Source organism: Janthinobacterium sp. Bl 1 (genome assembly GCF_058215535.1).
Map to the genome: position 1 here is coordinate 3,958,688 of NZ_CM177086.1, position 19,355 is coordinate 3,978,042.

The window sequence follows — 19,355 nt, forward strand, 5'->3', positions numbered from 1 at the left end:
GCCGGAATTTTCGAAATAATCGGATTTATTGAAATCAATACTCGCGCAGCGCGCGCGCCAGGATGGCCGCACAATCGGTGCCGGCGGGCAAGCGGCCATACGCGCCGCCCGGCGCCTGCACCAGCCGCGATTGCAGGAATGCTTGCGCGACAAACGGCGGCGCATGGCGCAGCAGCAAGGCCGCCTGCACGGCCAGCACGATGCGTTCGGACAATTGCCGGGCGCCAAATTCATCCGTCTGCGGCCCGTCCAGGTCGTCCAGCAGCCGCGCGCGGCAGGCAACAAAGGCGGCGTCATCATCGCCGGCCAGCGCCAGCTCGGCCGCCAGGGCATCGCGCGCGGCCGGCGACTTGCCGAAGGCGCGCAAGACGTCGAGGCACATGACGTTGCCCGAGCCTTCCCAGATCGAGTTGACGGGCAGTTCGCGGTACAGGCGCGCAAGCGGCGCGTCTTCCACATAGCCGGTGCCGCCCAGCACCTCCATGGCCTCGAAGCCAAAACCGGGACCGCGCTTGCAGATCCAGTATTTGCCGGCCGGCGTGAGCACGCGCGCCAGCATTGCTTGCCGAGGGTCGTCCTTTTCATCGAAACAGCGGGCCAGGCGCAGCGCAAAGGCCGTGGCCGCTTCCGATTCGAGCGCCAGGTCGGCCAGCACGTTTTGCATCAGCGGCTGCTCGGCCAGCGGCTTGCCGAACACGGCCCGCTGGCGCGCATGGTGCAGCGCCTGCGTCAAGGCGGCGCGCATGATGCCGGTGCTGCCCAGCACGCAATCAAGGCGCGTATGGCTGGCCATTTCCAGAATCGTGGGTATGCCCCGCCCCGGCTGGCCCACGAGCCAGCCGTAGGCATTCGTAAATTCCACTTCCGACGAAGCATTCGAGCGGTTGCCCAATTTATCCTTCAGGCGCTGCAGGCGGATGGCGTTGCGGCTGCCGTCGGGCAGGTAGCGGGGCAAAAAGAAGCACGACAATCCGCCCTCGTCCGCCTGCGCCAGGATCAGATGGGCGTCGCACTGGGGCGCCGAAAAAAACCATTTGTGGCCGACGATGCGCCAGACGCCGGCAGCCTCGCCGCCGAACAGGGCTTGCGCCTCGGCCGGCGGCACGGGCACGGCGCGCGTGGTATTGCTGCGCACGTCCGAGCCGCCCTGCTTTTCCGTCATGCCCATGCCGACCAGGGCGCCCCGCTTCTGCTCCACGGGCAAAGAGCGGGGATCGTAGTCACGCGAGAGGATTTTCGGCAGCCAGCGCTGCGCGATCTGCGGCAAGTCCACCGCCTGGCGCAAGGCCGGCACCGAGGCATACGTCATCGTCACGGGACACTGCGTGCCGTTTTCCACCTGCCCCACTAATAGATAGGCGGCCGCGCGTGCCACCTGGGCGCCGGGACCGGGCGCGGCCCACGGCGAAGCATGCGCGCCCGCGCCCACGAGGATGGCCATCAGTTCGTGCCAGGCCGGATGGAACAGCACTTCATCGATGCGGCGCCCGGCCCGGTCGAACTGCTGCAACTCGGGCGTGTGGATATTGGCCTGGCGCGCCAGCGCATAGGTTTCGGCGCGGCCCAGCTTTTCGCCCAGCGCGTCGAGCTCCTGCAACGCCGCGCCGCCGCCCTCGCGCAGCAGCGCTTCGATCAGCGCCGGGTCGCAGGCGAACAGATTGACGTTTTCAAACGGCGTGGCCTGGTTGAAAACTTCATGCGTGTCAAAAGCATTCATGGGGGTCTCCCGCGATTTGTTATCATGGCGCCCTTGCCGCCGCGGACGCACCGTCAACACCGTCTACCAGCCAGACTAGCGTAAAGCGCATGGCGGGGCAAGCGCGCCAGTGGAAGCAAGCGCAGATAAATGTTTCCATGCGGAATGAAAATGACTGTGGGGGTCGCGCAGCATGATTTTTTTCATGGAAGGCAGGAATATTTACAAAACCTGAAGCAATGTTGCTCTATTTCATGTAATCGGGTGCTTTTCAATGATACATTTCGTGTGGATCGCGTTCCGATAGCCGCTCTTTCGGCCCCTATGGCGCGCGTCACGCACGACGCACTCTTTCCGTTGGCGCCCTGCCCTGCAGCGAGCGCCGGCACTGATAATAAAAAGGTAAAAGCCAGCACGATGTTTTCCAGTACCCCATCCGCCGCCCACCGCGAGGCCCGCCACGAGTTGGACAACCTCATGGAAGAGGCAGGCGACGTCGTGTTCCGGCTCGATACGGACGGCCTGATCCTGTTCGCCAGCAAGCGCGCGGCCACCCTGTTTGGCGCACCATCGGGCATGACGGGCCACTTGCTGCTGCCGCTGGCCACCGAAGCGTCACGCGCCGCGCTGCAGGCGGCGCTGGAAGACGCGCTGGAAGAACCGGGCCGCCTCGAAGTGCGCCTGCAAACGCCGGACCAGGAAATCTGGTTCGAGCTGCGCCTGTCTTCTTATATGAACGCGGCCGGCGCGGCCGAATTGCTGGTGGTCGGGCGCGACACGTCAGCCCAGCACAATACGGAAGAACGGCTGCGCCACATGGCCACGCACGATGCGCTCACGGGCTTGCCGAACCGCTTGCTGCTGTCGGACCGCATCCGCATGGTGATCGCCCAGGCAGCCCGTTCGGGCCAGGGCTTTTCCGTCGCCACCATCGGCCTCGATGGCTTTAAAAAGGTCAACGATGGCCTGGGCCACCCCGTCGGCGACGCCGTGCTGCGCCTGGCCGCTGCGCGCCTGCGCAAGACCTTGCGCGACAGCGACACGCTGGCGCGCGTGGGCGGCGATGAATTCGTCGCCGTGCTGCCCGGCAGCGCCACCGACGCGCAGATCAAGCTGGTGACGGGCCGCCTGCTGGCCACCCTGCAGGCGCCGTTCGAAGTGGACGGCCACACGATCTACGTGGGCGCGTCCGTGGGCGTTTCGATCTACCCGCTGCATGCGGAAGATGAAGTGCGCCTGGTGGCGCTGGCCGATGCGGCCATGTCGCGCGCCAAGGAAACGGGCAAGGCCCGCTGCCTGGTCTACAGCCCGCGCCTGAACGGTCCGTCGGAACATGACATCTCGCTGGAAGCGGCCATGTTCCACGCCGTGCGCGAAGGCGAATTCCTGCTCTTTTACCAGCCCATCGTCGATGCGCACACGCGGCAAATCCAGGGTTTCGAAACCCTGATGCGCTGGAAGCACCCGACCCTGGGCCTGGTGCCGCCCGTGCGCTTCATCCCGATTGCCGAAGCCAATGGCTTGATCAATCTGCTCGGCGCCTGGGCGCTGAAGGCGGCCTGCGTGCAACTCAAGCAGTTCCAGGAAGTGGCCAAGCGGCCGCTGTACATCTCCGTCAACATCAGCCCACGCCAGTTCCGCAACGACAAATTCCTCGACGTGCTCGATGACGCCATCGCGTTTTCGGGACTCTCGGGCGAACACCTGGTGCTGGAAATCACGGAAGGCACCTTGATGATCGACCCCGTGCATGCGGAAACCATCCTCGTCAAGATGACGGAGCGCCGCGCGCGCATCGCCATCGACGATTTCGGCACCGGCTACTCTTCGCTCGCGTATCTGAAACGCTTCCCCATTTCCGTGCTGAAGATCGACCGCACCTTCATCAAGGACTTGCCCGAATCGAGCAAGGATGCGGCCATCTGCAACACCATTCTCGACCTGGCCAAGCATTTGAACCTGTCCGTGGTGGCCGAAGGCGTGGAAACCGAAGAGCAAATGCACTTCATCGAATCGCGCGGCTGCCAGTACGTGCAAGGCTACCTGACGGGCAAACCGATGCCGGCCCACGCCGCGCTAGCGGCCTTGAGCGACAAAACCTATGCGGCGCTGGTGCCTGTGCCGTCTGCCAATGAACCGCGCGGAGGGGTGCAATGAATCCAGGTCATTTCACGGTACCGACACAGCTGGGCAAAAACACCCTGGACCTGCTGTGGGCGCGCACGCGCCAGCAGGGCGACATGCCCGGCTTCGCGAAAGCCATCAGCGCCATCCTCGGTGCCATGCGCGGCGAGGATGACCACGAATTCGACATCACGCAAACGGTGTTGTCCGACCCTGTCCTCACACACAAGGTGCTCAGGCTGGCCAACAGCGGCATGTATTCCGCGTTTGGCCAGCGGGTCAACACGGTGTCGAAGGCCGTGCTGGTGCTGGGCATCGACGCCATCGGCCATCTGGCATTGGGCCTGAAACTGATCGAAGAGCTGTCACAGGCGTCGCCCGATTCCGTCAGCGCCCATGTGGAAATGGAAAAGGCCGTGCTGGCCGGGATGGTGGCGCAGCAGGTGGCCACCAGCGCCGGCAGCCTGCAGGCGGAGCAGGCAGTCGTCTGCTCGATGCTGCACACCCTGGGCCGCATGATGGTGACGTTCTACATGACGGACTTCTGGGCGCGCATGCAGGCGCATGCGGGTCCCGGCAACGAGGCGGCCGCCGCGCGCGAAATCCTCGGCCTGTCGCTGCCCGAAGTGGGCTATGCCACGGCCGCCCACTGGGGCTTGCCGCAGCACCTGATCAACGGCATGCGCCCGATGGAGCCGTCACCAGACAACTCTCCCGTCAGCGGCGCCGACTGGATGGCGGGCCTGTCGACGATGGCGGCGCGCTGCGCCGACTCGCTGTGGCATGACGACGCGGCCGGCGCGGCGCAGGTGCATGCGCTGATCGACGATTATGCGGGCACACTGGGCATCACGGCGACCGACCTGGTGGTGGCCGTGGACAAGGCCAAGGCGATGGCGGCGGCCGACCTGTCGATCGCGCCCCTGTCGAAACCGGCCGAACGGCGCGCGCGCCAGCTGGCGTCGACGCGCATGCGCGCCGAAGGCAACCGCGTATTGATCGGCGGCCTGGCCGACCTGCGCAGCGCCATCGGCAGCGCCAGCCCGGGGCAAATGGTCTCGATGGCGCTTGAAACGCTGCACCAGGGCTTCGATTTTTCGCGCTCGGTGGCTTTCGTGCGCAACCACAGGGATCATCTGTATTCGGCGCGCATCAGCATGGGCGAAGGCATGGCCGACTTGCAGGATTTGATGGTGTTTGGCGACGCGTATGAACCGAACGTCTTCCACGCGGCCCTCAATAGCGACCGCGTGATCTTCATCGATAATGCGCGCGACCCGAAATTTGCCGCCAAGCTGCCGCAATGGTGGAAAGCGACGCTGTCGGAAGCGCGCAGCTTCGTCGTGCTACCGCTGTCGGCCAACGGCCACCCCACGGGATTTTTATATGGCGACTGGGACGACAGCTTCCCGCCGATCCAATTGAACCAGACGGAATTCAACCTGATCAACGATATCCGGGCTTTGCTGGTGCAATCGGTGGAGATGCGGCACCAGCTGGAATTGGTGGCGAATAAGGTGGCGTGACCGGAAGCGCCAACGATGTTGTCGGATTACGCGGGGCGATGCCCCGCTAATCCGACCTACATTTTGCCGCTACGCATGGCATAGGCCGTAGGTCGGATTAGGGCCGCAGGCCCGTAATCCGACACCAGAACATTCAACTTACTTCAACTTCGGCGTACTCACCGACACATCGCCGCACTGCGCGCGGTGCATCAGGGCGTGGTCGATCAGCACCAGCGCCAGCATGGCTTCGGCGATCGGCGTGGCGCGGATGCCCACGCAGGGGTCGTGGCGGCCGAATGTTTCGACCATCACGGGATTGCCTTCTTTATCGATCGAGCGGCGCGGCGTGCGGATCGACGAGGTCGGCTTGATGGCGATCGACACGCTGATATCCTGCCCCGTCGAAATGCCGCCCAGGACGCCGCCCGCGTTATTGCCGATAAAACCTTCCGGCGTCAGTTCGTCGCCGTGCTCGGAACCCTTTTGCGCCACCGAATCGAAACCGGCGCCGATTTCCACACCCTTGACGGCATTGATGCCCATCATGGCATAGGCAATGTCGGCGTCGAGCTTGTCGTAGATGGGCTGACCCAGGCCGACCGGCACGTTTTGCGCGATCACGTCGATGCGTGCGCCGATGGAATCGCCGTCGCGGCGCAGCTGGTCCATCGCCTCTTCCATGCGCGCGATCAGGTCCGCGTCGCCGCTGGCGGCAAAGAACGGATTCGCATGCACGTGTTCCCAGGACTGGAATGGCACGGGAATGTCGCCCAGCTGGCTCATGCAACCCTTGAACGTGGTGCCGTACTGCTGCAGCAGCCATTTCTTGGCAATCGCCGCCGCGCCCACCACGGGCGCCGTCAGGCGCGCCGACGAGCGCCCGCCGCCGCGCGGATCGCGCACGCCGTATTTGTGCCAGTACGTATAGTCGGCGTGGCCGGGGCGGAAGCTTTCCGCGATATTGCCGTAATCCTTGCTGCGCTGGTCTTCATTGCGGATCAGCAGCGCGATGGGCGTACCCGTCGTCACGCCCTGGTACACGCCGGAGAGGATCTCGACCGTATCGGATTCCTGGCGCTGCGTCACGTGGCGCGACGTGCCCGGCTTGCGGCGGTCCAGCTCGGGCTGGATATCGGCTTCCGACAGGATCAATCCCGGCGGACAGCCATCGATCACGCAGCCGATGGCCGGACCATGCGATTCGCCGAAAGTGGTAACAGTAAACAGCTTGCCAAAAGAATTGCCGGACATAGTAGGAAGTGTGAGGACTGGAAAACTCAATTCTACCAGCCTGGGGGGCATGCCATGCCGCTAATGCCACACCGAGGCCCGATATTCCCCCGCCCAAATCGCCATTTTTACATCCCGTGTATTTTTTCACACAAAAACACCAAATATGAGTTGCAATAATGCAAAACAAGAAATATTGCCCCACAGAATAGATTTAAAAAAACATTTTGCTTATTAAATAGCTATATACTTGGATCAAAGCGCGCCACAAAATACTGGTTATCAAACCGATTTGGGCTGCGCCGAGAGCTCGTCACAAATGCCCAGGGCTAGGCGTCGTTGCCGAAGACAGTACGCAAGTACGGCGAGGCAACGCAACAACGCCATGGGCTTTTTTGACGCGCTCGTAAAAAAATCGAGTCATCCTGGAGAAGCTATACATGCCCGCACCGATCATCCCCCTTGACGCCAACAAGGACGATCACGACGACCTGGTATTCCTCGATGAGCAACCGGCTGCGCCCCTGACGGCCGCACCGCGCAGCGTCTGGCGGGTGATGATCATCGACGACGATGAAGACGTCCACTCCACCACCACTTTCGCCCTCGGCAACCTGGAAATGCAGCACCGCCCGCTGGAATTCGTGCATGCGTATTCGGCCGGCCAGGCGCGCGAACTGCTCAGGCATGAAGACGACATCGCCGTCATCCTGCTCGACGTGGTGATGGAACAGGATGATGCGGGCCTGCACCTGGTGCGCTACATCCGCGAAACCCTGAAAATGACGGACGTGCGCATCATCCTGCGCACGGGCCAGCCAGGCTATGCGCCGGAAATCGACGCCATCCGCGATTTCGACATCAATGACTACAAGACCAAGTCCGAACTGACGCGCATCAAGCTGTTTACCACGGTGACGGCGGCCATCCGCTCGTACGAGCAGATCCGTTCGATCAACAGCAGCCGGCGCGGCCTGGACCGTATCGTCCACGCCAGCACGCAGCTGATGGCGCTGCACGGCGTGCAGAATTTCTCGGCCGGCGTGCTGGCGCAGATCGCCGACCTGCTGGGCATCCGCGCCGACGGCGTGCTGTGCGTACAGGATTTGCAGGACAACGGCAGCAAGGAGCTGCTCGTCTCGGCCTGCACGGGCAGCTTTTCCAGCCTGCCGCACAGCGCCCTGTGCGGCTTGCAAAATCCCCGCGTGATGGCCGCCATCGAGCACACGCTGGCGCAGCGGCGCAATGTGTACGCGCACGACTACGCCACCCTGTACTTCGCGGGCAAGGCCAGCCGTGATGCGGCCGCCTACCTGGTGCTGCCGCGCCCTCTTTCGGCCATCGATGAAAGCCTGCTGGAAGTCTTCTGCAGCAACGTCGCCGTGGGCCTGGACAATGTCGAGCTGGTATCGCACCTGCACAATGCCGCCTTTTACGACCAGTTGTCGAAGCTGCCCAACCGCACGCGCCTGGTGGAGATCCTCGACGCCACCCTGGCCGGCCCCGCGCGCGACGACGCCACGTTGTCTCTGGTCGATCTCGACCATTTTGCCGAGACCAACGACGCGCTGGGCCACCAGTTCGGCGACACCCTGCTGATCGCCGTGGCGGGCCGGTTGCAAACCCAGCTGGGTCCCCAGCTGACGGTGGCGCGCCTGGGCGGTGACATCTTTTGCGTGCTGGGCGACTCGTCGCAAGTCAATCCAAACAAGATCCTCGCCCTGTTCCAGCCGCCGTTCTGCATCGACGGCCAGGACGTGCAGCTGTCCGCCACCCTGGGCCTGGTGCGGCTCGGTGAACATGCGGGCACGGGCGCCGATGCGCTCAAAGATGCCGATATCGCCCTGAAGCGGGCAAAAAGCCAGCAGCGCGCGGGCCACTTCTATTTCTCGCGCAGCATGGGCATCGAAATCCGCGAAAGGGTGCGCATGATGCATGCGCTGCGCACGGCTTTCAGCCAGGACCAGCTGTTTGTCGTGTACCAGCCGCAGATCGACCTGACGACGCGCCGCCCCGTGGGCGCGGAAGCGCTGCTGCGCTGGCAGACGCCGGACGGCAAGTTCATCTCGCCCGACCGCTTCATTCCGATTGCCGAATACTCGGGCATCATCATCGACTTGGGCGAATGGGTGCTGCGCACGGCCTGCCGCGAACTGGTGCTGCTGCGCGAACAGGGCCACCGCAACTTCGTCATGTCCATCAACGTGTCGCAGGTGCAGTTCCGCCATCCGCTATTTTTGGACATGCTGCGCGCGGCGCTGGAAGAGACACAGGCGCCGCCCGAATTCATCGAGCTGGAAATCACGGAATCGATGGCCATGGAAGAGCCGGACCTGCTGATCAAGATGCTGTGGCAGATCAAGCAGACGGGCGTCAGCATCGCCATCGACGACTTCGGCACGGGCTTTTCCTCGCTGTCCTATTTGCAGCGGCTGCAGGTGGACCGCCTGAAAATCGACCGCGCGTTTGTGACGGAAATCACCGGTTCGGCGCGCGGCAGCAGCATCGCCGAGATGGTTATCCAGCTGGGCCGCAACCTGGGCCTGGCCGTGATCGCGGAAGGCGTGGAAGACGAGCGGCAAGCGCAAATCTTGCAGGCGCTGGGCTGCCCGATGGCGCAAGGCTTTCTGTTCGCCCGCCCGATGACGGCCACGGCGCTGGGCACCTGGCTGAACAACGAGGCGCTGCAGGGAGCGGCGTAGACGCCACCCTGGATAGTCAATGCAAAACGCCGGCAGTTGCCGGCGTTGTTTTTACTGCATGGTGGTATCAGTCCGTCGTTTCGGCCGGCCAGTCGCGGATATACGCCTTGAGCATCTGGTTCTCGAAGCTTTGCGCTTCGAGCACGGCGCGCGCCACGTCATAGAAAGAGATGACGCCCAGCAGGGTCTTGGCGTTCATGACGGGCAGGTAGCGCGCATGCTTTTCCAGCATGATGCGGCGCACTTCGTTCACTTCCGTATCCGGGGTGACGGTGATCGGGTGGTCATCCATGTGCTTGCGCACGGTGCCGCCGCCGATCTGGCCCGCGTTTTCATGCAGCGCGTTGAGCACCTCGCGGAAGGTCAGCATGCCGACCAGGTCGCCAAATTCCATGACCACCAGCGAACCGATGTCTTTTTCAGCCATGGTATTGGCCGCGTCAAGCAGGGGCTGGTCAGGCGTGACCGTGTAGAGAATATTGCCCTTGACTTGGAGAATTTCAGATACTTTCATATTGGCCGTCCTGTCCGCGTGATTGGTATTTTAGTTATTCTAGCCCTTACTGCGACTGTAGCCTATGCCTGCGGAAAAATCCAGCCTTGCGCGCAATCAAATCGGGGGGGATCGCGCGCCACGTTCCATTACGCGCGGCGGCGGAACCACCCTGCGATGGACAAGCGTTCGCGCGCCGTCGGCAGCACTTCGTGCAGCATCTCGCCCGACATGAACATGGCCATGCGGCCCGCTTGCGGCAAGACGTCCACCACGGGCGCGCCTTGTGGGTGCAAACGGAGTTCACCGCCGTGCTCGGGCAGCCAGTCGTCGTTCAGGTACAGCACGACGGACACGGTGCGCTTGTCGTCGTCGCGGAAACGGTCAAGATGGGCCCGGTAAAAGGCGCCCGGTGCGTACAGCGCGAAATGGCTTTCATATTCTTCCAGCCCCAGGAACAGTTCGCGGTTCAGCATGCAACGCAGCGCTTCCATATGTTCCAGGTAGCGGTCGCACGCCTCGGAACGGCCCGCTTCCAGCCATTCGATATGGTCGCCGCGGATATCGGGTTGCAGCAGCGGCGCATGGCCGCTGCCCACGCCGGCGCCCTTCATCTTGCCGCTGAGCATGGATTGCACGCATTCGGCGGCCAGCTGACGGCTCAGTTCAGGGGAGATAAAATGCTCTTGCATGAGCCAGCCTGCCTGGCACAGGCCGTCGACGATAGAGAGTCCGGGAACGGCGAGGGAGCCGTCGAACGATATTGCGGGCATAAAATCTTTCCTGGTGGACTTGCGATGAGAGTTCGCCTGAAGCCCAGGAATTCGCTGGCACGTAGCCGCCTTCCCTGCGGCGCGGCGCACGCGCACAGGTCAAACAGCCCGAATATCACTGATCCGGTATCCTACCACCGCCGCACCGCGCCGGTCACTTTTTTTACACTACAGGTTACACGCCCTGCCCGCCAGCACGGCGCCATGCGCCCTGCACAGGAGACCTTTTGCTCAGCTGCAAATCAGGTTACGATCTTGCCACTATAAAAACTTGGCGGAGACACCATGAGCGGCCCGAAATACCCCGGTTTCGACACTTTATCCCTGCATGCGGGCGCCGCGCCCGATCCGGCCACGGGCGCACGCGCCACGCCCATCCACTTCACGTCCTCGTTTGCCTTCAAGAGTTCGGAACATGCGGCTTCGCTGTTCAATATGGAGCGGGCCGGCCACATCTACTCGCGCATCTCGAATCCCACGAACGCCGTGCTGGAAGAGCGCATCGCCGCGCTGGAAGGGGGCGTGGCCGGCATCGCCACGGCCAGCGGCCAGGCCGCCATGCACCTGGGCCTGTCCACCATCGCCGGCGCCGGTTCGCACATCGTTGCCTCGCGCGCCCTGTACGGCGGCTCGCACAACCTGCTGGCCTACACACTGAAACGCTTCGGCATCGAGACGACCTTTGTCGACCCGCGCGACGTGGACTCTTGGCGCGCCGCCATCCGCCCAAATACAAAAGTGCTGTTTGCCGAAACCCTGGGCAATCCCGGCCTCGACGTGCTGGACATCCCGACCATTTCCGCCCTGGCGCACGAACACCATCTGCCGCTGATGCTCGATTCGACGTTTACCACGCCGTATTTGCTGCGCCCCTTCGAGCATGGCGCCGACCTGGTGTTCCACTCGGCCACCAAATTCCTGTGCGGCCACGGCACGGCCATCGGCGGCCTGCTCGTCGATGGCGGCACCTTCGACTGGCAAACGGCGTACGACAGGACGGGCCGTTTCGCCGAACTGTGCGAGCCGTACGAAGGCTTCCACGGCATGGTCTTCGCCGAGGAATCGACTGTAGCGCCGTTCGCCCTGCGCGCGCGGCGCGAAGGCTTGCGCGATTTCGGCGCCGTCATGAGCCCGCACAATGCCTTCGCCATCCTGCAAGGCGTCGAAACCCTGGGCCTGCGCATGGACCGCCACGTGGCCAACACGCGCAAAATCATCGACTTCCTGCTGGCCAATCCGGCCGTGGAATCCGTGTCCTACCCCGAACTGCCATCGCATCCTGATTACGAGCTGGCGAAAACCCTGCTCCCCAAAGGCGCGGGCGGCGTGTTCACCTTCCGCCTGCACGGCGACCGTGCAGCCGGCCAGCGCTTTGTCGACAGCCTCAAGATTTTCTCGCACCTGGCCAATGTGGGCGACACCAAGTCGCTCGTCATCCACCCCGCCTCCACCACGCATTTCCGCGTACCCGACGACCAGCTGGCGCAGGCGGGCATCACGCAAGGCACCATGCGCTTGTCCGTGGGCCTGGAAGACGCGGACGATTTGATCGAAGACCTGGCCCGTGGCCTGAAACTGTCGCAGAAAGGCGCCTGAGATGCTGTTCACCATCGATAATACCGTCGCCTACTGCTACACGGGTGGCAAGGCTTTTAATCCACACCAGCCGACGGCCGTCTTCATCCACGGCGCGCAGAACGATCACTCCGTGTGGGCCCTGCAAACGCGCTATTTTGCCCACCACGGCTGGAACGTGCTGGCCGTCGACTTGCCGGGCCATGGGCGCAGCCTGGGCGCGGCGAAAAGCAGCGTTGAAGAGCTGGCGCGCTGGATACTGGCCGTGCTGGACGCTGCCGGCGCGGCCAAGGCCATGCTGATCGGCCACAGCATGGGCTCACTGATCGCGCTGGAAGCGGCGCATCTGGCGCCGGAGCGGGTCAGCCACCTGGCCATGCTGGGCTCCACCTATCCGATGAAGGTCTCGCCAGCGCTGCTGGAAACGTCGCTGAACGATGAACAGGCGGCCATCGACATGGTCAACATCTGGTCGCACTCGTCGATCGCACAAAAGCCGTCGTTCCCCGGCCCCGGCTTCTATGCCATGGGCGGCGCGCGGCGCCTGAAACAGCGCATCGCCGCCCTCAACCCCGATCACGTGTTTCATACGGATTTTTATGCCTGCAATGCCTACGCGAACGGCGAAATCGCCGCCGCTTCGGTACACTGCCCCACTTTATTCATTTTCGGCGCGCGCGACATGATGACACCGCCCAAGTCGACCAGGCTACTGACCAAGTCAATCGCGCATGGCACGGTGGTGCAGGTCGACAGCGGACACGAATTGATGGCCGAGCAGCCCGACGCCGTACTCGACGCGCTGTTTGCGTTTGCGCAAACGGCAGCCGCATGAACGCTTTTTTTTAGGATAGATGCACATGTTGTTGAATACCCTGTTTGACGAATTGACTGGCCGAGGCAGCGGCACGGAAGCGGAGCGGCACGAACGCTATAAATGGCTGGAACAGCTGCGCTTCACCAACCCGCTGGCGGACGAAGGCGGTCCCATGGCCGGCATTCCGTACTACCAATGGTGCCGGCTGCCGCAGGCGCTCGTCGTGGCGGGCCAGCACACTGATCTGCTGGTCGGCACCACGAGCTCCCAGTACCTGGTCTTCGAGGGCCGCCACGCGGCAGCATTCGCTGCCGAACTGGGCCTGCAATACGATGCCAACAACCGCATCGACCGCCCCGGTGGCCTCGACGAGCTGCTCGACGCCTATGAAGAGCAGGCGGGCGGCAGCTGGACTACCCTGCCGAATGAACCGCCACCGCCACCGCTGGCCGGCTGGGACGACGTCTACTTCCGCGTGCGCGACCTGAGCGACGGCAGAACCATCCAGAGCGTGACCACCATCGCCTATGAAAGCAGCCGCTTTCCCGGCTACACCCTGCTGGGCACTACCATGGTAGGCGTCGGCGCCATCGTCCACGACGACGAGACGGCGCAGTATATGCAGCAAATCTTCGCCGACTGGGCCATCCAGCGCGCTTGCGCCGACGCCTGCCCGGCTTCGTCCACGCCCTGGCCTTGCACGCCGCGCCAGACGCCGCCCGCACCGTTCGATTTTGCCCGCAACCTCGTCTACCTCGACGCTTTGCTGGCCGCCTACGCACGCGCACAGACGCAGGCGGAAGACGATGGCGGCGACGCGGCCTACTGGGCGTGCGCGGCCGCCAGCACGGCTTACCAAGTCTTCTCGTTGCGCTACACGGCAGGCTTGCCCTTGCCGGAAGTGGAGCCAGCGCTGGAAGCGGCCGTTGCCGCCTGCGAGACGGCGCGCGCGGCCCTGGCTACGGCCTACGATGACGACGCCTTGCCCGCCTTCGACTTCGAACAGTTGACCGATTACGCGCGCACCCTGCAGCTGCTGGGCGCGACCCTGCTGTTCGGCCGCCGCGACCTGGCCATGCGCCTGGCCGCCCTGCAAACGGCCTTCGATGGCGAAGACGGCGTGTACGAAGCGCTGCTGTCCGCTGTCGATCCCCAGCGTCCCGCCATCGACGAGTGGTATTTCGCCGAGCCTTATACCGCCCTCTACGACTGCCTGGACGCAGAAGACCCTGCGCAACAGCTCGAGCACTTGCGCCACTACCTGGCCAGCTGGCACGGCGCGCTGGTCCACGAAGACTGGTTCAACGGCCATTTGCGCGCGCAGGGGCTGGGCGGCTACTACGGCCTGTGGGCTTTCGAAGCGGCCGCCGTGGCCAAGCAGCTGGGTCTCGATCGCGGCGCGCTGGCGCACTGGCTCATGCCGCCGTCGCCCTGATCCCCCAATATTTTTAACGAAGAGACATGATCAATACCGCAGCCCTGTTCAGCACCGCATTTTTACCCGGCCAGGCCGGCTTCGACACCGACGCAATCACGGGCCTGGCCGAGTGGCGGCTGGACGTACCTACGCTGTTCAAGCTGCTCGTCGGCGCCGGCACGCAAGCCGTCGTCTGGCCCATCTATGGTGATGGCGAAGACTGCCCCTGCGTGCTGGCCGCGCCGATGGCGCAGGCGCAAGCCAGCTGGCAAGCCCTGTCCACCCTGATGGACAAGCCGCGCGACGCCGCATCCATCGTCGCGCGCGGCGCCATCAGCGCCCTGCTGGCCGGCGGCCAGCCGTGGCTGATCCTCGATGGCGTGCAGCTGATCGCGCACGATATCGGCACGCCGGACTACGCGGCCGGACTCGACGCCCTGCGCGCCGAAGCGCAAATGCTGCACTCCGCCCTGCTGCGCGGCGACCGGGACGCGCTGGCGCCGTTGCTGACCATCGGCGCCGCATCGCCGGCCACCGGCTACTGGTCGGCCACGGCCGATGCGCAGCTGGCCGATGTCGAGGAGCTGGGCACGGACGAACTGCCTTTCCTGCAAGGCCTGGAAGTGGTGGGCTGGGAAGAAGACGCGCTGTGCTATGAAGTGAGCACCGCCGGCGAACCGGACGTCACCGGCCTGGTCACGCCCTATGGCCGCTGGATCGTGCCGCTGTCGCAGCGCTATGTGGACCTGGGCGTTTATTATGCGGACGATGGCTGGATCACCTTTGCCACGGCGGACGCGCCCGACGCGCACGGCGTCATGGACTTGAATGGCACGCTGGTGCTGCCGCCCGCCCCCGGTGCCCTGTACGTGATCAGCCCCCACCTGCTGCAGAGAATCGATCCGGACGGCGCCAGCCGCCTGCTGCGCCTGCCCGACGGCGCGCTGCTCATCGACAGCGTGGATAACATATGCCTGCGCGAAGATGGCTTGATCGACATCAAGCGCCAGACAGATGAGGCTGACGATGACAACAAACGCAATGTGCACGGCGTGGTCGACAAGACGGGCAAGGTCGTGGTGCCGCTCGTCTACAACTCCGTGCACGATTTCGGCACGAAGAAAAAGATCGCCATCGTCAGCCAGCGCATCAACGGGCGCTGCCTGTTTGGCCTGGCGAATAGCCAGGGAGATTTGCTGGCGCCGTGCCAGTACGAAGCCATCGATTGCGCCACGACCTCGTCGCCGCCCAAGCTGCGCAAGAACCTGATCTTCGCCATCGATGCGCAAGGCCTCGCCTGCATGCTGACCCTCGATGGAAAACCGGCTTTCACGCCGCTGTACCCACCGGCCCACCATCTGCGCGGCGTAGCCGTGCAAAGCGACTTTTTATATGTCGTCAAGGATGGCATGGCCTGGAGCATGGATTTCACGGGCCAGCTGCTGGAGCAGTTCGACACCGTGGAAAACTTCAAGGCCAACGTCACAGCGCAGCTCAGCGAGGCCATGGGACTGGGCAAGAAAAAGCCCGCCAGGCGCCGCAGCTTCACGCCCGCGCAAATCCTGGCAAAGGCCGACTGCGGGCAATTGCGCAGCATGGCCGCCCTGCTCTTACAAGGCGATGCGGACCTGGCCGCGCGCTGCGTGGACATGACCCTGGAAGCGCTGGCGGAGGACGACCCGGAAGAAGAGTACGACGGCGACTCGCCCGAAGCGGCGTGCTTTTTCCTGCTGTGGTCCACAGCCGCCGATACGCTGGGCCACGGCACCACCCTGGACTGGAAATCGGTCGAACAGATCGCCCTCATCGGCCGACATATCGGCCTGCCCGCGCTGCGGGACTTCCGCTGGGCGGACCAGCAAGACGGCGACGCCATGGCCGAGGGACTGGCCGCCATCGCCGCCCACCTGGCGCCGCACCAGCTGCGCCTCGTGAACATGCAGGACGGTGAGGATACGTATTATCTGGGCGTGGTGCGGGCGCAAGATGCGGAAGCGTTCAAGGCAGTGGCGCTGCAGGCGGCCTTGCGGCCGGTCCTGCTATGAGGGATTGCCGGCCCGTCGTCTTTATTTGGCGGAACGATCAAATATCGCCTTGTCAAAACGCAGGGTAATGACTTCGGTGTCGTCCGGTTTGCCTGGCTTGCGGCCGTCTTCACCCGGGTAGTTCGTGTCGATTGCCACGACCAGCGTCTGGGCGTCGAGTACTTCGACGCTCTCCACCGAGTCGAAAGGCATGCTGAACTTACCCACGGGCATATTGCTCACCTGCCCGCCTATGCCTTTGGGGTCGGAGATGTTCAGCAAGTCCACCAACAGCGTTTTCTTGAGCGCGCCGTCAGCGTCTTTTTCTTTCAAGTCCACCAGGTACAGGCGCTTGATCACGGCCTTGGCGCCCCAGAAGCCATCGCGTTCGATCAGCACGAACTTGCTGCCGCCGACATTGGTCATGTCGCCGATCACGACGCCATTGTCCTTGACCGCACCATCCTTGCGGTACACGAGGTTCTTGCCCGTGTAGCGCATGGTGCCGGGGTCGAACTCGAAGATGTTCAGGTAGCGCTCATCGGCTGCGACGGGCCGCAGCGACGGGTCGCTTGGCGCCGCTTCCGGCACCGCGTAGAGCAGGCTGCGGTCGGCGTTGTAGGCCAGGCTTTCGAAGCCGCGGCTGCCTGACAAGGTGATGCTGGCGCCCTTGCCCAGCACTTCCGGGTTGGCCGGGCTGCGCAGGAAAGGATGGGGAACCGGGTCGCCCATCAGCGTACCGTTTTTGTCGAAGTGCAGGATATAGGGGCCGAATTCCTCGCCTACGAAGTAAGTACCGTCGGCAGCGCGCGCGAGCGACTCGATGTCGAAATCAAAACCGGTCAGCAAGCGGCCAGCGCGAATGCGCGCATCCACGGCGATACCGCTGTCGGCAAAGACCAGGCCGCCGGTGGTGTTGCTGGGGTAGTTGACGTAGTCGGCCGTGATTTTCAGATCGACGCCCTTGCCATCGTTTAAGAAACCCTTGGCGTCGTTGAAGGCCAGGAAGCTGTTGAGCTTGATGCTGCCAGGCGTCTTGCTGGCGTCAGCGGCCGTGCGGAAGTTGATGCTGGCGTTATACAGGCCGAGCACGAAATCGGCCGAATTGCCCTTGGCGCCATAGCCATTGTCGGCCATGGCAGTCCAGCTGCCGTCGTCATTCCTGAGCAGCGCGGAAAAGCCGGGAATCGGCACGCCACTGGCAAACGGCGGGGTGACGCCCAGCACTGCGGCTGTGAACTGTCCCGTAACCGGCCCTGGCCAGCGCGCCGTGTCAGGCAACGCTGCCCAGCCGGCAAGCTGGTGCGGCAGGCCTTCCCCGTCCTTGGGCGCAGCCTCAGGAGCGGCAGAGGAACTGCCGCCGCAGGCAGCGAGCACGCCGCTGACCACCACGATGGCCAGGCCGCGGCACACATTCAAACCGCTCAAATGACAACGCATATTTGCTTCCTCAACAAGATGAATGAAGAGGAAAGCTTACCGGCCTTCGGTGACCAGTTTATGACATGCTCGCCCTATCGTGCGGGGCATAGGCCGGCAAGGAAGCACGCGGCCGGGGCCCGTCACGCGCAGCGCACTTCCCCAAAATGCTGCGCCAAACTCAAGCCCAGGCCCTGCTCCACGGCGTTTTCCACCTGCGCCGCCAGCGCGGCCGCTTCTTCGGCCGCCTTGATGTCGCGTTCATTCGTGGAACCGGCCGGATAGCCGGAGTTCACGCGCATGCCGCCGAAGACGAATAAGCGATAGACATCGGCCAGGCTGATGCGGTTGACGTTGCCCAGCAAGACCCAGTGGTCGGAACTGTCGGCCACGCGCTTGCCCCATTGCACGCGCACAGCGCCATCCACGTTGACTCGGCCCACCCAGCCCTGCTGCACCATCTTGTCGAGCAGGGTTTCCATTTCTTCGAAACCCAGGCGCGTGCTGCGGCGGATGTCGGCCGCGCCCACCAGGGCCGAATCGGCGCATTGGCAAGCCTGGTGCAGCACTTTCAGAATCGCGACGGCGTCGACAAATTCGCTGCCCGGCGCCGCTTCGTACCACCAGCGCTCATATTTCACGACGGGCAAGGCGGCCACCAGCAAGGCGCCCACCAGGGTGATCATCCAGCTCAGGTATATCCACACGAGGAACAGCGGCAAGGCGGCCAGCGCGCCGTAGATGCGCGAATACGTGGGGAATTCCTGGATGAATTCGCCGAAGCCGCGCTTGGCCACCTCGAACGCCAGCGCCGCCAGCAAGCCGCCCCAGGCCGCGTCACGCCAGTCCACGTCGCGGTTCGGCACGGCGATGTAGAGCAGGGTAAACGCCAGCATGGTCAGGCCGATCGACACCAGCGTATAAAACACGGCGCCGATGAAAGGCACGGCGCCCACCACGCCGCTGGTGGCCATGAAGAGGCGCGAGGTCACCGTCAGCGACACGCCCACCAGCAGCGGTCCCAGGGTGACGATGGCCCAGTAAACCAGTAGACGCTTGGTCCAGCGGCGCTCCTGGCGCACGCGCCAGATGCGGTTGAAGACGCGCTCGATCAAGCCCATCATGCCTATCGACGTGACGATCAGGGCGCCCGCGCCGATGGCCGACAGGCGCGTGGCCTTCGATGCAAACGTGGTCAGATAATCGAGGATGGTGTTCGATATCCCCTTCGGCATCACGCTTTGCACGAAATAATCTTCCAGCGCGTGGCGGAAGGTATTAAACAGGGGGAAGGTGGTGAAGATCGCGAGGGCCAGGGTGAGCAGCGGCACCAGCGCGAACACGGTGGCGAACGTCAGGCTGCCGGCCACTTGCGGCAGGCTTTCCTCGCGCACGCGGCGGCGCGCGAACTGCAGCAGGTCGCGCGTTTCGGACCACGTCAGGCCTCGCACAATGTCGGCACCGATGTGCAGGGTGCGCCACAGGTATTGAAAGAACGGGAATATATATTTTGAAAACATGTGCAAAATCAGAACGGCGCCATGACAGCAGTCGTATCAGGCTGTAAAGCGCCCTAT

General features: G+C 63.7%; 13 protein-coding genes. 7 read left to right on the forward strand and 6 right to left on the reverse strand.

Going from position 1 to position 19,355, the window contains the following annotated elements; translation table 11 throughout:
• Nucleotides 1-34 precede the first annotated feature (34 nt).
• A complete protein-coding gene (locus AC4BCN_RS17855; RefSeq protein WP_490491384.1) occupies nt 35-1,717 on the reverse strand; it encodes an isovaleryl-CoA dehydrogenase in 1,683 nt (560 codons plus the stop codon).
• A 396-nt stretch (nt 1,718-2,113) separates the two neighbouring features.
• Here AC4BCN_RS17855 and AC4BCN_RS17860 point away from each other — a divergent pair, with 396 nt between their 5' ends.
• Entirely contained in the window at nt 2,114-3,853 is a 1,740-nt protein-coding gene (locus AC4BCN_RS17860; protein ID WP_490491385.1) for a putative bifunctional diguanylate cyclase/phosphodiesterase, read from the forward strand.
• Complete coding sequence (locus AC4BCN_RS17865; protein ID WP_139089488.1) at nt 3,850-5,346, forward strand: HDOD domain-containing protein; 1,497 nt, start codon at nt 3,850-3,852, stop codon at nt 5,344-5,346. Before AC4BCN_RS17860 ends, AC4BCN_RS17865 begins: the two co-directional genes overlap by 4 nt.
• A gap of 138 nt (nt 5,347-5,484) precedes the next feature.
• On the opposite strand, the gene aroC is transcribed toward AC4BCN_RS17865, so the two are convergent.
• Entirely contained in the window at nt 5,485-6,579 is a 1,095-nt protein-coding gene (aroC, locus tag AC4BCN_RS17870) for a chorismate synthase (protein ID WP_046682932.1), read from the reverse strand.
• A 419-nt stretch (nt 6,580-6,998) separates the two neighbouring features.
• On the opposite strand from aroC, the gene AC4BCN_RS17875 reads away from it, so the two are divergent.
• On the forward strand, nt 6,999-9,260 hold the full coding sequence (locus AC4BCN_RS17875; RefSeq protein WP_456150008.1) for a putative bifunctional diguanylate cyclase/phosphodiesterase: 2,262 nt from the start codon (nt 6,999-7,001) through the stop codon (nt 9,258-9,260).
• A 67-nt stretch (nt 9,261-9,327) separates the two neighbouring features.
• Here AC4BCN_RS17875 and AC4BCN_RS17880 read toward each other — a convergent pair whose 3' ends face one another.
• Together AC4BCN_RS17880 and AC4BCN_RS17885 are read right to left on the reverse strand one after the other, a co-directional pair.
• Nucleotides 9,328-9,774 (reverse strand): CBS domain-containing protein, encoded by a 447-nt coding sequence (locus tag AC4BCN_RS17880; protein ID WP_010398828.1) that lies wholly within the window; start codon nt 9,772-9,774, stop codon nt 9,328-9,330.
• Nucleotides 9,775-9,902: 128 nt separating this feature from the next.
• Nucleotides 9,903-10,526, reverse strand: a complete 624-nt coding sequence (locus tag AC4BCN_RS17885; RefSeq protein ID WP_490491386.1) for a 2OG-Fe(II) oxygenase — start codon at nt 10,524-10,526, stop codon at nt 9,903-9,905.
• A 285-nt stretch (nt 10,527-10,811) separates the two neighbouring features.
• On the opposite strand from AC4BCN_RS17885, the gene AC4BCN_RS17890 reads away from it, so the two are divergent.
• Genes AC4BCN_RS17890 through AC4BCN_RS17905 form a run of 4 tightly spaced genes read left to right on the forward strand, consistent with a single transcriptional unit; the run spans nt 10,812 to nt 16,380 of the window.
• On the forward strand, nt 10,812-12,122 hold the full coding sequence (locus AC4BCN_RS17890; protein WP_490491387.1) for an O-acetylhomoserine aminocarboxypropyltransferase: 1,311 nt from the start codon (nt 10,812-10,814) through the stop codon (nt 12,120-12,122).
• 1 nt (nt 12,123) lies between these two features.
• On the forward strand, nt 12,124-12,936 hold the full coding sequence (locus AC4BCN_RS17895) for an alpha/beta fold hydrolase (protein ID WP_490491388.1): 813 nt from the start codon (nt 12,124-12,126) through the stop codon (nt 12,934-12,936).
• A gap of 25 nt (nt 12,937-12,961) precedes the next feature.
• Nucleotides 12,962-14,353 (forward strand): PoNe immunity protein domain-containing protein, encoded by a 1,392-nt coding sequence (locus AC4BCN_RS17900; protein ID WP_490491389.1) that lies wholly within the window; start codon nt 12,962-12,964, stop codon nt 14,351-14,353.
• A 26-nt stretch (nt 14,354-14,379) separates the two neighbouring features.
• Entirely contained in the window at nt 14,380-16,380 is a 2,001-nt protein-coding gene (locus tag AC4BCN_RS17905) for a WG repeat-containing protein (RefSeq protein ID WP_490491390.1), read from the forward strand.
• Between the two features lie 21 nt (nt 16,381-16,401).
• Here the strand turns inward: AC4BCN_RS17905 and AC4BCN_RS17910 are convergent, their stop codons facing one another.
• Nucleotides 16,402-17,799 carry an esterase-like activity of phytase family protein gene (locus tag AC4BCN_RS17910; protein ID WP_338678986.1) on the reverse strand — a complete coding sequence of 466 codons (1,398 nt, stop codon included), beginning with the start codon at nt 17,797-17,799 and terminating at the stop codon, nt 16,402-16,404.
• A gap of 122 nt (nt 17,800-17,921) precedes the next feature.
• A complete protein-coding gene (locus AC4BCN_RS17915; RefSeq protein WP_128142926.1) occupies nt 17,922-19,298 on the reverse strand; it encodes a YihY family inner membrane protein in 1,377 nt (458 codons plus the stop codon).
• Nucleotides 19,299-19,355: the final 57 nt, after the last annotated feature.